We start from the raw sequence: 15,752 nt of genomic DNA, 5'->3' as shown, positions 1-15,752 counted from the left end.
TACCTCACTACTGCATTTCAACTAAGGCTTGTCTCACTTTCAATTCCCAATTTTGTGCTTGCTGATGACGCAACCAGAGTCGTGCGTAAACACCATCATGAGCAAGTAATTCTTCATGTTTGCCACATTCAACTAATTGTCCTTGATCTAAGACTGCAATCTGATCGGCACTTATAATTGTTGCTAAGCGATGTGCGACAACGATCAAGGTTTTTCCCGTTGTTAATGATGCGATCGCTTGTTGAATCAATGCTTCATTTTCTGGATCGGCAAAGGCAGTAGCTTCATCTAATACCACAATCGGATTATCTTGGAGAATTGCACGGGCGATCGTAATGCGCTGGCGCTGTCCGCCTGAAAGTCGAGTTCCTCGTTCGCCAGCGATGGTATCGTAGCCGTTAGGTAAAGTGAGGATAAACTCGTGCGCTTGTGCCGCAGAAGCTGCTGCGACTATTTCTTCATCGGTCGCGTTTGGTTTCCCTAATTTAATATTGTTGCGGATCGTGTCGTGCAATAAAAAGGTATCTTGAAAGACAAATGAAACCCAGGACATCAAAGTATCAGAGTTCATTTCCCGCACATCTACACCGCCAATCTCAATTGAGCCACGATCAACATCCCAAAAGCGCGGAATGAGTCGTGCTAATGTTGTTTTGCCTGCACCTGAAGGACCTACTAACGCTGTTACGGTTCCGGCTGGCATATCAAGCGACACATCTTGTAATGCTGGACGATCGTCACTGTAGGAAAAAGTCACATTGCGTAGTGCAATTGAAGAATTGGCAGGTTGTTGAGAATGTTCTGGCTGTGGTAGTATCGGTTCTGCTAGTATTGCCCCAATCCGCAATGCTCCGGCATTTGCCTGATTGATGAAATAGGAGAGTGTGAAAATGGGCTTGAAGGCTCCACATAATCGCGGGGCGAGTAATAGAAATACCAACAGGCGCGGAAATGATAAAGTTCCCTGCATCATGAACCATGCTCCCACCGCAGATACAACTAGTAGTGTGGGTAACGGTTCAAATAGCAATGTTCCGAATCGACCGGAAGTTTGCGTTTTTTCATTCCATTCACGCAGCTTTTGGGTGAATGCATCGAGTGAATTTTGAAATCGAGCAAAGGAACTACTACCATCGTCAAAGGTGCGAACAACTTGCATTCCTTGCACAAATTCAATGATGACGCTATTGATCTGTTCGTTGGCGCGATCGTATGCATCTCGTTGTTCGGCGTAGTCGCGTAATGCCAGCCGAATGAAAATCATGCCTATTGGAAGTAGTGCTAATGTCACTAATCCTAATCGCCAATCGGCAATAAACATTGCAATTAATGACAGCATTGGAATTGTGTATGCTTGCCCAAATAAGGGCGTGCTGTCGGCGACAAAAGCATGAAGTGATTTGACATCATCTTGCACAATTTTCTTAATTGCACCTGAGCCTGTTGTAATAATATATCCGAGGGGAACTTGCGCCAGGTGTGTAGTCAGTGCTGTTCTTAAGATGACTTCAAGTTTAAACGCCGCGATATGGGAAACATGAAATGCAAAAACTCTGGCGGTAAAGGCGATCGCTACCATTCCTAATGCTATTGCAATCCATTGCCAAACTTGAATAGGTGATGACTCAGACAATAGCGCGGCTGCAATCGGCGGAATTGCTAGCAATGAAACGATTCCAGCAATTGAACTTAGTGCTGCTAGCGCGATCGCACTTATAATCCTACCTTTGACCGGAGCGATAATGTCCCAAATGCTGGTAGGTGGTTTGGGATATGCTTGATGGATCATGACTTTAGATGAAGTGCAGGATATCAACGTTTAATCTCTTATCTAATGAGAATATGTATCAATAATTTGAACGCATTATAGCGAAAATAAACTTTGTTTGCTTTGATTAAATAAATCTTTAAGGTTTTGTTATAACTCGGTAGTCACAAGTTTTTAAGTATTGGCAATGAGAATTGGTAAGTGGTAATTGAACAGAATATCTATTACCCATTACCCATCACCCATTACCTACTACCACAAATATAAAAATTAATGTGATAATCTACTAATAATAATTAATCTCAGTAATCCTATCGCGATGACGATTTCTATGTCCGAGCAAGCCGCTGATGATTTGTACGAAGAGATGCTTGCTCATGCAAAATATCCAGACCCCAAAGATGACCTGGATTTGTTGCTGCATTGCCCGTCGTGGTTGTCTGAAGGCTACGTTCGGGAAATTGAATTGCGCGAAGGGCTAGAATTGAGAATCGATAATTTTCGGCTGTGCGATCGCTGGGAAGTTACATTACCAGAAGAAGAAGGACAGTTGTGTTTTCATTTCCATTTGTCAGGACAGCATCTTGATGCTTTTACGGAAGTGAGTAATTTGGAATATGCGCTCTATGGTAGTGGTCTATCTCCCAAGCAAACTATCGTTGGTCCGTGCGAATACCACAGTTTAGAAGTCATAATCTGGATGCAACTAGAGGTTTTATTGTCGTTTATAGGAGCGGGTGGCGAACTGCCAACTGAGTTACAACACTTGATTCGCCAACAGAGTCAACGATACTACACCCGCGTGGGGACAATCTCGCCTGCAATGCAGCGCATCCTTTGGCAAATTATCCGCTGTCCGTATCAGGGGTTGCATAAACGGATGTATTTAGAAGGAAAAGTGCTAGAGGTGGCGGCGTTGGTGTTGGAAGAAGAGCAAGAGGTACAGCAGGGGAGGCGATCGCAAAACAATCTAAAACCCGATTATATTGATCGCATCCATCGCGCCCGCGAAATTTTGAAGCAAAATCTACATCAACCGCCTTCGTTGATAACATTGGCGCGGCAAGTTGGCTTGAATGATTGTTCGCTCAAACGCGGGTTTCGCTACTGTTTTGGCAAAACGGTATTTGGCTATCTCCACGATTATCGCATGGAACAAGCAAGTCAACTGTTAATGTCTGGTGACATGAGAGTCACTGAAGTCATGCAAGCAGTGGGGTTTGGCGATCGCAAGTATTTTGCAGCAGCATTTCGCAAAAAGTTTGGCGTGAGTCCCAGAGATTATTTAAAAATCAAGTTTTGAATTTGAATTATTCTATAACTTGCGACCAATCCTTAAATACTAAATAAAGTAGCAATTAAATACTACTTGCTCCTGATAAAATTGAATTAACATCATACAAACTACAGTTGTGACTGAGTTACTTACAGAGGCTTTTAAGAAAGCACAAAATTTACCTCCTCATCTACAAGATGAACTTGCAGAACAGTTAATTGAAGGTATTGAAAATGAACTTAACTGGCAGCAATCTTTATCTCACCCACAACATAGCCAATTAGAGGAGTTAGCAACAAAAGCGTTAAATGATTCTATTAATGGTAGGACAAGACAAATAGGTTTTGATGAGCTATGAAGTCAGAATTGACCATAGAGTTCATCGAATATTTTGCTGAGTTACCAGAAAGAGTTTAGAAAACAGCAAGAAAAAATTATCAACTATGGAAGCAAAATCCATCTCATCCTAGTTTGGAGTTCAAGAAGCTGAATACAAAACAACCTATATATTCGGTAAGAGCAGGAATAGGTTGGCGTGCTGTAGGCGTAATGAAAGATCCTGAAACAATTGTTTGGTTTTGGATCGGTTCGCACAGTAGTTATGACAAATTATTTAAAAAATTGTAAAAGTAAAGTAGAAATTTAAAAAAATCCGTCTAACCCTCAAATAAAATCCGTCTAGCCCCTCATAATGGCTTTTCAAGCATGGCATCACCCTGATATTTCTTGATAAAGATTTTCAAAAGGTGTGAGAGGATGAGGGGTCGATTGCAATTGGCATTGATGGTAATGGCGCTGTCGGTTTTGATGGCTTCCACTGCACGGGCTGAGGGAGTAAAATCGAGTGTCCCCATTTTGCAAGGGAGGATTGAGAGGAGTAATACACAACGAAGCGATCGCAACCAGCCCATTACTACTACAAATATTCAAAGACTCAGCGAAATTGAGTTACCAGCAACAAGCGTCAAAGATTTATTGTCGCAATCCTCAACTCCTAATGTTTCATCTCCCATCCAAATTACAGCAGTAAGAGCAGTTCCCACTGAGCAAGGTGTGGAGGTGATTTTAGAAACTCCTTTTGGCGAACAACTGCAAATTACAAATCGCAGTAGTGGTAATAACTATATTGCAGATATTCCAAATGCACAACTGCGTTTACCCAGTGGCGATGCTTTTACATTCCGTTCCGAAAAACCCGTTGATGGTGTTACGGAAATAACAGTCACAAATCTTGATGCAAATACTCTAAGAGTAACAGTCACAGGAGAAACCGCGTTACCCACTGTTGAGTTGTTTGATAGTGATGCGGGTTTGATTGTTGGGGTAGTGACTGCAACATCCCCCACGCCGCCGACAAGTGAAACACCACAGGGGGATGACTCAATTGCGATCGTCGTGACAGGTGAGCAGGATGAAGGCTATAACCCATCGAGTGCTTCAACAGCAACGCGAACAGATACACCACTAAGAGATATTCCCCAGTCAATTACCGTTGTGCCACGACAAGTGCTGGAAGATCGCAACGTCAGAACAGTGACTGAGGCAGTAGAAACGGTTCCTGGTGTGGTTGAGGGTGGAAGCATCTACGGTGCGCCAGGATTGAACAATAGAATCATTAGAGGATTTTCTCAGGGTTTTGCTGATGGGGGTGGAAACCTGCGAAATGGTGCTCGCGATGGTGGTTTCTATGGCGTTAGACCAATTGAAACAGTCGAGCAGGTGGAGGTTCTGAGAGGACCTGCTTCGGTTTTGTTTGGCGCTGTAGAGCCTGGTGGAGTTATCAATGTAATTACTCGGCAACCGTTGAGTGAACCCTATTATAATTTAAGATTTGAGGCAGGCAATTATGGCTTCTATCAGCCCAGTATCGATCTATCAGGTCCTCTGACGGATGATGACACACTGCTTTACCGCTTTATTGCCGCCTATCAAGGTGAAGAGAGTTATCAAGACTTTGTTGAGGAGAGCCTCATCACGATTGCTCCTTCTATCACCTTAAACTTGGGAGATCAGACAAGCGTAAATTTATATTACGAGCATATTGATTTTACAGGAGATCCATACTTTGTCAACGCGGCTCCCCTCCTCAGTGATGATAACCTTCTACCACGAAGTCTCTATCCTGGCTATCCCGATTTTGCCTCAATTGATATCACTACTCACAGATTTGGCTATGTCCTAAACCACGAGTTTAGTGGTGATTGGCAGGTTCGTAATAATCTTGCCGTCACTCTGAATGATTTTGACCACAATTCCGTTTTTCCTACTGGATTGGAAGACGATCGCTTCTTAACAGTTGCGATTGAAGAGGTTGACTTTACATTTACTAATTATTTTGGGCTGATTGAACTACTTGGGAATTTTGATACCGGATCGATTTCACATCAAGTTCTCATCGGTTTTGATGTTAATCGCTATGTGCAAAATTTGAAAACAGGATTGCTAGAGCAGCAGATATTCCTCTTTTAGACATTTTTGACCCAGATTACAACATTTCGAGACCCGAATTATTTCCCAATTTCAAGTATGACGAGACCATTCAGTCTTACGGGGTGTACGCTCAAGACCAAATCGCTTTTAGCGACAATCTGAAATTATTAATTGGCGGTCGCTATGATTGGGTGTCTTACATACAAGAAATCGCTGACTTTGGCGTGGGTAGCCCAACGGGCAATCCAGTACAAGTTGATGGCGCATTCAGTCCCCGAATTGGTTTAGTGTATCAGCCTAGTGATACGGTTTCTCTGTACGCCAGCTACAGCCGCTCATTTCGTCAAACGACAGGATTCAATCCCGATGGAAGAGAATTTGAGCCAACACGAGGAACCCAATATGAGATCGGAGTCAAGACTGATTTTCTAGAGGGTAAACTCTCTACAAATCTGGCAGCTTATTATCTCACCAGGACAAATATCACAACCCCTGATCCCGACAATCCTCTGTTCTCCATTCAAACGGGAGAAGCACGCAGCCAAGGAATTGAGTTAGATGTTACAGGTGAAGTTTTGCCTGGTTGGAATATCATTGCTGCTTATGCTTACACTGATGCAATTGTTACAGAAGATAACACGACTCCAGTAGGCAACCGCCTAACGAATGCACCAGAGCATCAAGCCAGTATTTGGACAACTTACACCATTCCAGAGGGAGGTTTGAGAGGATTGGGCTTTGGGCTTGGACTGTTCTATGTAGGTGAACGACCAGGCGACTCTGCAAACTCGTTTGAGCTAGGAAGCTATTTACGAACTGATGCAGCGCTCTACTACCGCAGAGGCAATTTTAATACAGCAATCAATATCCGTAATCTATTTGACTTAGATTATGCCACTTTCAGTTTCGACAGAAATTTTGTTGAAAGAGGCGATCCCTTTACAGTTGTTGGTTCCATCAGTTGGACATTTTAATTAGTTTTTCAATTGTTACCAGCAGAGTCGCACCTTGCAGTGTAATTTGATTTGTAAATACTGACAAACTTATTGATGAAAAATCAACGCTTCCGTTTCGTAAGATCATTACTGCTAGTAGCTTTATCCTTTCTCTTAACAACTGTGGCTTGCTACAATCCAGCCACTCAAGAACCTGACAGTTCAGCAAGACAGTTAGCTAATTCGTCTGAGTGTCGAATCATTCAACACAGTCTTGGTGAAATATGCATTCCCTTACAACCACAGCGCATTGTTGCATTAGATATTCCAACAGTACTAGACTCTTTGATAGCTCTCGACATCAAACCTGTAGGTAGGGTCGTTGATTATCTAGGAGGAGAACGATACTTTCCAAATCTGTTGCCTGATGAAGTTGCAGGAATTGAGACAGTTGGCAGAGAGGGAACCCCCTCCCTCGAAAAAGTTCTAAAGCTAAAGCCAGATTTGATCTTGTTGGTTAGAGATGGAAACGTTCAAACTTACGAACAGTTATCTGACATTGCTCCTACTGCGGTGATTGATGTTTACAGAATTAGAGATTCTATTAAAGACACCTTTCGGTATATTGCTCAACTTGTAAACCGAGAAGAAAAAGCAGAAATCTTTCTCAGCCAATATGAAAAACGAGTCGCAGAATTTCAAGAGAAACTGGGCAACAAACTGGCAGGATTAGAAATTTCTGTAATCGATCATTTCGGCAAAAACTTTTGGTTAAGACCAAAGGATTCAGCGATTTTTCAAGTATTCAAGGAAGTTGGTATACCAATTAAACCCATGTTATTGGAATACAACGAAGCAGCCACCTTTAGCATAGAAGCAATTGACCAATATGATGCTGATATTCTTTTTATTATTGAAGATGGATCGGCATCTTACCTGTCTCAACAGCCCTTAATACAATCTCTGGAATCCGTTAAGAATAACCGAGCGTACATCGTTAGTCGAAAGATCTGGGATTTTGGTGGACCCATAGGGATGAATCTTTTCCTTGACGATATTTCCAAATATTTGTTAGAGGGTAAAAAAGACCCCTATTTTGAGAGATCATAATTAACTTCAGAACACATTATGCTTGATAACTGTTTCAAATGTATCCTAAAACACTCTCATACAAAAGCAATGATCTACCCTACCCAGCAAAATTATTTCATGAAAACCGCTCGTGCGATCGCATTTATGACAAATTGAATTGAGCTAATGAGCGATCGCTAACGATTCTCGGCTAACCAAGCGTCAATATCTGTAATTTCTTGAAAATCTAAGAGTGCTTCAGCCAGATTTTCTAATTGTTCTAACGACAAAGATTCAATTTGAGTTTGCAGATCTTGGGGTAACTCTCCTACACGCCGATTCAGTTGACGCAGTACAAGCGATCGCCCTTCCACTTCCCGTCCTTGTTGCTCACCCTCAGCCAAGATTTCTTGGTAAATTACGGATTCGCGCATCATTCCCTCCCGAAATATTCTCTGTATTAACTCCTTGTTGTATTTTAACCCTGCTAAAATTTGCGTATAAGCGGAAATTTCGGAACGTTGTTCCACTGCTTCGAGTTGATTCACTCGTTGTACAACTTGCTGTAACAAACTTTGCGGTTGTGTTGTTGCGGTTAAGGGCGCGAATGGTAACAACGCTGGATTCTCTAGAAATTGTGTAGCATCTTCCTCCCACAGTCTCAGCACACGATATTCATGACGAGTCGTTTCCACATTGAATGAAGTTTCAATAGTTGTCTCTGGTGCGCTTGGAAGTAATAAAACGACGACTTGCGTAATGGGAAGGCGATATAACCGATACAACCGTACCCAGTAATCGAGCATTCGCAACGGTAGCGGTGGCGTTGATGCGAGTTGAGTTTGAAATTCTAAATGTAAAATGCGCCCTTGTAACTGTAAAAATGTGACATAATCGGCGCGAATTGGTTCAATACTTAATTCAGTTTTGAGGACTTTAACGTTTGTTTGCGGTGTACCTAGTACCCAACTGGCAAAGATGGCAGGATATTTTTCAGATAGAAGTTTGCATAAGTTATCAAACGACATTAAAACTTGATGGTAGTTCCACTAACTCTTGTAAGAAGATATTACTATAAGTTGAAAAAAGTTAATGATGACGCATAATTAAAGCTACTAAAAAATGAAGAGGGAAAATATAATTGATAAGTCTACGTTTCACTAAATGTAGTTAGTCGATCGCATTGAGAATTCTGGGAGAAGCGATTGTGCGACACACACTCCGCGATCGCATTTCTAAATAAATTGAGTTATTGAGCGATCGCAAATAAAGATCGGTCATAACAGTATTGCGCCACGAGTTAATCGGTTGCAGATCGGGAGAAATGACTAGACACCTTTATAGCTAGAAACAGCAGCGCGAAGATTGCCATTGTGTTGAGCTAGAAGTTTATCGCCTTCTTCTTTGGTAACGCCTGTCCAATGCATGAGTAACGCAAGCTTGACCCAATTTCCACTTTGTGATAGTAGTGTAGCCGCAGCAGCGCGGTCGAGTCCTGTTAAATCGTGCAAAATCCGAATGGCGCGATCGCGTAACTTGCTATTAGTAACAGCAACATCTACCATGCGATTGCCATAAACTTTTCCGAGCTGCACCATCACCCCAGTTGAGAGAATATTTAAGGCTAACTTTGTTGCGGTTCCGGCTTTGAGGCGTGTTGAACCTGCTAAAATTTCTGGTCCTACCAAAAGGCGAATATCAACATCAACTTCAGCACTGACTTGTTCTTTGGGAACACAAGCGATAAAGATTGTAGTAGCGCCGCGTTCGCGGGCGGCTTGTAAAGCACCGTGAACGTAGGGAGTTGTCCCACCTGCTGTGATCCCAACAACAACATCAAGTTGTGTAATGTGACGTTGGGCGATCGCATCATAGCCATCTTCGGCTTTGTCTTCTAAATCTTCCGAACTGCGGACTAAAGCCCCAGCGCCACCAGCAATAATTCCTTGCACAAGATCTGGGGAAGTACAAAATGTTGGCGGACACTCTGCAGCATCTAATACACCTAATCTACCACTAGTACCTGCACCAACGTAGAACAAATGTCCCCCGTGATGTAAAGCTTTGGCAGTGCGATCAATCGCCACAGCAATGTCGTGTTTTGCCTTCTCAACAGCAGCGATCGCGTGTTGATCCTCGCGATTAAAAAGTTCGACAAACTCTAAGGAACTTAATTGATCTAAATTGCGACTATTGAGATTGACCTGTTCTGTCAACAAGTAACCCCGCCCCTCCACCTGAGTCATGTTGCGTGCCTCGCTTGCACCTTGGTAGGTTGTACTATAATAACCCTTCCAATTTACGACGAATATCGTCTATATCTGGATCAGATTCGGGTTCAGTTTCTATCTGCCAATCTGTTTGTTCGATGTTCTGTTCTGGGGGAAGCGCTAAACCATTTTCGGGAATCAGTTCCCAATCATAATCGGCACTTTCACAGAACTCTTTAATTTCCTCAGCGTCCATGACTTCAACAGTTGGTGTCGGAAAGTCTTGAGCTTCTAGCATAAGTGCAAAGCGAGTGGCATCATCTTCAGATTCAAACATCAAAACTCGATTGCGATCGCCAACTCGGATGGTGTGAATACCTTCGTTTTCAGTTCGCGCATTAAATAATAAAACAAAAACTCGCATGGGAGTAATCATTTGTCTCCTCCTTCTTTAGTGAACTATGGTACAGTTACAAACTATTTCTGCAAACATTTGTTATAAAACCCCAACTACCATCGCATAATTTAGTAGCCAGCGGATGCGGATATCGGTATTTTATAAGTGTGCCATTTGTCTTTTGCGTTATTAGCTGCCTTCAGCTGACACCCCCTAAAGCTCAATGAAGAATCCTCCTGATTTAGATAACCAAACCGAACCACGTTCTCAAAGAAATTCGCGATCGTTACTAAGTTATCGCACTGGAATCGCCATTGGTGCGCCTGTGTTGTTAGGACTCATAGCAGGTGGGTGGTGGTTGTGGACTTTTGTGAACGAACAGTTAGCACCACTTGTGGAACGCAATTTAACACAAACACTGAATCGACCAGTAGAATTAGGACGAGTAGAAAGCTTTTCTCTAACTGGTTTACGCTTTGGTGCTTCTGCGATTCCGGCAACGGCTACCGACCCAGACCGCGCTTCAGTAGCAGCCGTAGATGTTGCGTTTAACCCATTACAACTATTAATTACTCGCACACTCAGACTTGATGTTACATTAGTTAATCCTGACGTTTATCTAGAGCAAGATGCCCAAGGGCGCTGGATTTCTACTGCTTTAGCAACTGAAGAAGGGACAGGGCTAATTAGAACTGAACTCGATCGCATTCAGTTTCGTAATGCCAATGTTGCTCTATTAGCAAATCCAGAGGCAAGAGGCAAACCTATTGCGAGATCGTCAGAACCAGTTAGAGTCAGCCAAGTCAATGGATTTGGGCAGTTTTTAGATAATAATGAATTAATTAGATACCAAATTAGTGGCATAGCAACAGAAGGCAATATTGAGATTCAAGGCGAATCGCAATTTAGCACCGAACGCACTAATTTACAAATTCAAGCTCAAAACGTCCTCGCCTCAGAAGTGACGCGCTTAATTGATTTACCAATTGACCTGCAAGGTGGGCGAGTTGATGGTAATTTAAATGTTCGCTGGCAACAAGAGCAAGACCCACAGCTATTTGGTACTGCGCAACTGAAAGAAGTTACAGCACAAGTCGAGCAACTACCACAAGCATTTAATAAATCTAATGGCACGCTAGGGTTTCAAGGTACGCAAATTTGGCTTGATAACGTCCAAACCAGTTACGGAAGTATTCCAGCGATCGCTAACGGTGTCCTAAATACGGAAGTTGGTTTTAATATTGCTGCCAAAGTCCCAGCAGTTAGTTTTGCCAATGCCCAAAAGACGTTGGAATTAGATCTTCCCGTACCTGTAGCAGGTGAAGCAAGAGCAGAAGTTCAACTCAGCGGACCCATCGAAAAGCCAACATTATCGGGCAGTGTAACCACTACTAAGCAAGCTCGAATCGACCGCGTAGATTTTAAAAATGCCAGTGCACGATTTGCTTTTTCTCCTACGGCATCGGTAGTTGCTTTTAAAGACATTCAAGCAGTTCCGACAGTCGGGGGTCAAATTACTGGTGGCGGTACAATCAAAATTGGAGAAACTCCAGGCTTGGGATTTAACCTCGAGGCACGGAATATTCCTGGAGATGCGATCGCCCGTCTTTATGGTGCAACACCTGAATTTCAAATTGGCACAATTCAAGCAAAAGCTAATGTTGTTGGTTCGCCAACACAACCCCAAACAATTGTCAATTGGCAAGCAGCAAATGCAACCTATCCCGCACGCGGTCAAATTTTAATTGCCAATGCACAAAACTTGCTATTTCGCAATACTACTGTCGATTTTGCTGGTGGTACGCTACGCGCTGCCGGACAGTTAACAAACGATCAGTGGCAAGCAACTGTCCAAGCGTCAAATGTACAGTTAGGACGTGTCACAGAAGTTCCCCCAGCACTGCAAGCACCGATTAGTGGGACATTTAATGTTGCAGGTTCTACTGCCTCGTTTCAGCCAAATCAAATTCAAGCGATCGGTTCGGGGCGTTTAAATGTTGCAGGAGGAACAGTCACCGCCTCCAATATTCAACTTGCCCAAGGTCGCTGGCGGGCGCAAGTACAAGCATCAGGTGTCCAACTCGGAAATTTAGTTCCCCAAGCTCCACCACAGTTTCAAGGCGCGCTCACAGGAACGTTTACTGTTGCTGGCACGACAACAGCGTTTCAGCCAAATCAAATTCAAGCGATCGGTTCGGGACGTTTAAATGTTGCAGGAGGAACAGTCACCGCCTCCAATATTCAACTTGCCCAAGGTCGTTGGCAAGCGCTAGTTAATGCCTCACAAGTGCAACTTGCACGGTTTTCAGAACAACTCCAAGGTCAGCTGAATGGTCAATTGCGCGTAGCAGGTACAGTTGATTCGTTTGATTTAGCAGATGTTCGCGCTGTGGGAGATTTGCGCTTTTCTCAAGGAATTGGGCCTGTACAACAACCCCTAACAGCAAGGGTGGGTTGGGCTGGCGATCGCCTGATTGTTGAGCAAGCAACAGCACCAAATTTAAGAGCAAGTGGACTAATTTTTGCCCAAGTGACTCCATCGGGTGCGCCGGAAGTTACTGAGTTAGATCTCAATGTTCAAGCACAAGATTACAGTTTACAAGATTTACCTTTTGAGTTGCCTGCGGCAGTAAACCTTGCAGGAAGTGCAAATTTTGCTGGTAATATCACAGGAACTTTAACTGCACCGAATGTAGTAGGTGCATTACAATTACAAAACTTGGCAGTTAACGATTTAGCCTTTGCCCCACAGTTAACGGGAAATGTTGAACTAACTGCTGCTGAGGGATTGCAATTAGATGTTTCTGGCGGTCAAGATCAAATTGCGTTGAACTTAGATCCTGAGAATCGTCCAGTTTCTTTTTTAGTTCGGCGCGATGCAGCAATTGCCAGAGGGCGTAGCGTTGGCGAAGATTTATTAGTCAATATTGAAAATTTTCCTTTAGCAGTATTAGATTTAACGCCTAATCTTCCCGTATTAGGTAATGCACCAGTTTCAGGACAACTCACAGGCGATTTAAGAGTTAATCCGACAACACTTGCTGTTGCCGGAAATATTGCGATCGCTGAACCCACAATTGGAACTCTCACCGGAAATCAATTTGTCGGACAAATTCGTTTTGCAGATGGTACAGGAACACTCACAGGAGGCGAGTTTGTTCAGGGAGACAGTCGTTATGCTTTGAAAAGTAGCTTAACGCAAACTCCTACAGGGTCAGAATTTGATGCTCAAGTTAATATTGCTAACGGTCAAGTGCAAACTGTTTTAGCTGCACTGCGGTACTTTAATTTAGAAGATTTCCAACGCGGTATAGAACCACCCACCTATGCTGGTGCGGACACTCTCAACACCACACCAGTAGGTTTACCAGACGCACCACTACTCACACAAATCCGCCGTTATTCAGAAATTACAACACTATTGCAACAACAGCGTCAGCAACGTCAAGATGCATCGCCATTACCTGAACTTGCAGATTTTCAAGGGACGTTTAGTGGAACTGTAGCAGTAAGTGGTTCGATAAGCGCTGGTGTCACCGCTAATTTTGATTTACAAGGTCAAGATTGGCAATGGGGTTCTTATAATGCCGATCAAGTCATTGCCCAAGGCAATTTTGAAGATGGTGTTTTAACATTATTACCTTTGCGGATTCAATCAGATGAATCTCTTGTTGCTTTTACAGGGCAAGTAGGGGGTGCAGAACAATCCGGTCAATTACAAGTGACAAACTTCCCAATTGCTACATTAACTGATTTTGTCGATTTACCAGTAGATGTCACAGGACAATTAAACGGTTCAGCAACTTTAGCTGGAACAATTGAAAATCCTCAAGCGATCGGAGAAGTGGAACTCAGCGCCGGAACACTCAATGAAAGACCTGTAGAGTCGGCAACTGCTAGCTTTAGTTATGCTAATGCCCGATTTAATATTGGTAGTAATGTCGTTGTGGCTGGACCTGAACCAATCACAGTTACTGGTAGCATACCTCTAGAGCTACCTTTTGCAACTGTTACACCTGATAGCGATCAAATTAGTTTAGATATCAACGTCCAAAACGAAGGTTTATCATTAATTAACTTACTCACCGATGCCGTTGCTTGGGAAGGAGGACAAGGACAAGTTCAACTTCAAGTCAGTGGGACAACTCAAGAACCTGTTGCCACAGGAATTGCGACAGTTAGTAATGCGACAATTACTGCCCAAGCTTTGCCGGAACCTCTCACTGATGTCACAGGCACAATTAACTTTAATCTTGACCGAATTCAAGTTGATCGTCTTCAAGGTAATTTCTCACGCGGTAATGTTGTTGCTCAGGGAGTTGTACCAATTTTCAGTAGTTTTTCACCGACTGATCCAGATTTTGGCAATCCTCTGACAATCGACCTCAATCAGTTAGCTCTTAATCTTGATGGATTATATCGTGGTGGGGCTAGTGGAAATGTGGTTGTGACTGGAAATGTCCTTAACCCAGTTATTGGCGGTGAAGTTGAACTTGCACAAGGTGAAATATCTATTCCTGAAGAAAATGGTAATGGTGTTACACCAGAGACTGCGACACCAGTTGGTGCAAATCAAGATGGAATTACAGTTCCAGAGTTTAATAACTTACAGTTGACTTTGGGTAATGGTATTTCGGTCACTCGTCCACCTATTATCAATATAGAAGCAACAGGTTCGCTTAATATTAGTGGCGCACTCAACGATCTGCGTCCAGATGGTGTAGTTCGGTTACGTCGTGGTGGTGTGAATTTATTTACAACTCAATTTGTGCTATCGCGTGGTTATGAACACACAGCAACCTTTAGACCAAATCAAGGACTTGATCCTGAATTAGATATTCGTCTTGTTACGCGAGTTCCAGAAGTCACGCGGACTAGAGTTGCAACGACTCCTTTATCAGGTGATATTACACAACCGCTTTCTACAGACTTAGGTGGTTTTGAGACAGTACGCGTCCAAGCTGAGGTTCAAGGTCCTGCAAGTCAACTTTTTGATAATTTAGAACTAACTAGCAATCCTTCTCGCAGTGAATCTGAGATTGTTGCTTTACTGGGTGGTGGTTTTATCGACACTTTAGGACGTGGAGATAGTGTGTTAGGACTTGCTAATATAGCAGGGACAGCTTTATTAGGTAACTTCCAAAGCGCTGTCACAAATATTGGTAATGCTTTTGGTTTATCGGAGTTACGTTTATTTCCGACGGTTGGCACAGAATCTGGCGGACGGACTTCCGCACTTGATTTAGCCGCAGAAGCTGGTATTGATGTCTCAGGTAATCTTTCTGTTTCTGTTTTGCGAGTTCTGACATCTGACGATCCAACACGCATTGGTCTGAATTATCGACTCAATGAAGAATTTCGCTTACGTGCTGCCACAGATATTACAGGAGAAACACGGGCAATTTTAGAATATGAAAATCGGTTTTGAATCTACTGATAATTCTTCATGACATCTGCTGCAGTGTGCTTCTTATACTGTTTTTACTATGTCTTACACAGTACTAACTCTAAACCAAGATATGCTACTTAGCCCTAATTTAGGTGTTGCACAATAAAGTCATGATTAAAGTGGCAGAGGGATAGTCCAATACTTAAGATAATCAAGTAACAAGCGAACGGATGCTTTTAACATTTCAGTAGACTTTGAGTAACACAAAGTTTTGCG

The 15,752-nt window shown here is 42.9% G+C and carries 10 protein-coding genes and 2 pseudogenes; 7 read left to right on the top strand and 5 right to left on the bottom strand.

The window, feature by feature from the left end; genetic code table 11:
* Window positions 1-7 precede the first annotated feature (7 nt).
* A complete protein-coding gene (locus tag CSQ79_RS24950; RefSeq protein ID WP_099703814.1) occupies window positions 8-1,789 on the bottom strand; it encodes an ABC transporter ATP-binding protein in 1,782 nt (593 codons plus the stop codon).
* A 298-nt stretch (window positions 1,790-2,087) separates the two neighbouring features.
* Here CSQ79_RS24950 and CSQ79_RS24945 point away from each other — a divergent pair, with 298 nt between their 5' ends.
* The 6 genes and pseudogenes from CSQ79_RS24945 to CSQ79_RS24925 all read left to right on the top strand — a co-directional run bounded on the left by CSQ79_RS24945 (window position 2,088) and on the right by CSQ79_RS24925 (window position 7,519).
* Complete coding sequence (locus CSQ79_RS24945; RefSeq protein ID WP_099703813.1) at window positions 2,088-3,071, top strand: AraC family transcriptional regulator; 984 nt, start codon at window positions 2,088-2,090, stop codon at window positions 3,069-3,071.
* Window positions 3,072-3,180: 109 nt separating this feature from the next.
* Window positions 3,181-3,402: a hypothetical protein gene (locus CSQ79_RS24940; protein ID WP_099703812.1), complete on the top strand. Its 222-nt coding sequence runs from the start codon at window positions 3,181-3,183 to the stop codon at window positions 3,400-3,402.
* A pseudogene (locus CSQ79_RS28730) lies at window positions 3,399-3,671 on the top strand (ParE family toxin-like protein). The gene CSQ79_RS24940 and the pseudogene CSQ79_RS28730 overlap by 4 nt, the downstream one beginning before the upstream one ends.
* A gap of 129 nt (window positions 3,672-3,800) precedes the next feature.
* The gene (locus CSQ79_RS28490) at window positions 3,801-5,513 is read left to right on the top strand and encodes a TonB-dependent receptor plug domain-containing protein (RefSeq protein ID WP_289501528.1); all 1,713 of its coding nucleotides are present in this window, start codon (window positions 3,801-3,803) and stop codon (window positions 5,511-5,513) included.
* Window positions 5,483-6,448, top strand: a complete 966-nt coding sequence (locus CSQ79_RS28485) for a TonB-dependent siderophore receptor (protein WP_354000932.1) — start codon at window positions 5,483-5,485, stop codon at window positions 6,446-6,448. The genes CSQ79_RS28490 and CSQ79_RS28485 overlap by 31 nt, the downstream gene beginning before the upstream one ends.
* Window positions 6,449-6,523: 75 nt before the next feature.
* Window positions 6,524-7,519, top strand: coding sequence for an ABC transporter substrate-binding protein (locus tag CSQ79_RS24925; RefSeq protein ID WP_099703811.1), 996 nt, complete (start codon window positions 6,524-6,526; stop codon window positions 7,517-7,519).
* Between the two features lie 158 nt (window positions 7,520-7,677).
* Here the strand turns inward: CSQ79_RS24925 and CSQ79_RS24920 are convergent, their stop codons facing one another.
* From CSQ79_RS24920 to CSQ79_RS24910, 3 genes are all read right to left on the bottom strand, one after another.
* On the bottom strand, window positions 7,678-8,508 hold the full coding sequence (locus tag CSQ79_RS24920; protein ID WP_099703810.1) for a DUF4351 domain-containing protein: 831 nt from the start codon (window positions 8,506-8,508) through the stop codon (window positions 7,678-7,680).
* A 300-nt stretch (window positions 8,509-8,808) separates the two neighbouring features.
* Window positions 8,809-9,726 (bottom strand): N-acetylmuramic acid 6-phosphate etherase, encoded by a 918-nt coding sequence (murQ, locus tag CSQ79_RS24915; RefSeq protein ID WP_099703809.1) that lies wholly within the window; start codon window positions 9,724-9,726, stop codon window positions 8,809-8,811.
* A gap of 34 nt (window positions 9,727-9,760) precedes the next feature.
* Window positions 9,761-10,126, bottom strand: coding sequence for a DUF3110 domain-containing protein (locus CSQ79_RS24910; RefSeq protein WP_502693966.1), 366 nt, complete (start codon window positions 10,124-10,126; stop codon window positions 9,761-9,763).
* Between the two features lie 184 nt (window positions 10,127-10,310).
* Between CSQ79_RS24910 and CSQ79_RS24905 the strand changes: the two genes are divergently transcribed.
* Window positions 10,311-15,515: a translocation/assembly module TamB domain-containing protein gene (locus tag CSQ79_RS24905; RefSeq protein WP_099703808.1), complete on the top strand. Its 5,205-nt coding sequence runs from the start codon at window positions 10,311-10,313 to the stop codon at window positions 15,513-15,515.
* Window positions 15,516-15,650: 135 nt separating this feature from the next.
* Here the strand turns inward: CSQ79_RS24905 and CSQ79_RS24900 are convergent.
* Window positions 15,651-15,752, bottom strand: a pseudogene (locus tag CSQ79_RS24900) (IS1 family transposase); the annotation flags it as partial.

Origin of the sequence: Gloeocapsopsis sp. IPPAS B-1203, from assembly GCF_002749975.1 — a bacterium.
Lineage (GTDB): Bacteria > Cyanobacteriota > Cyanobacteriia > Cyanobacteriales > Chroococcidiopsidaceae > Gloeocapsopsis.
The sequence above is the reverse complement of the archived record's forward strand: the minus strand, read 5'-3'. Positions and strand labels throughout refer to the sequence as shown.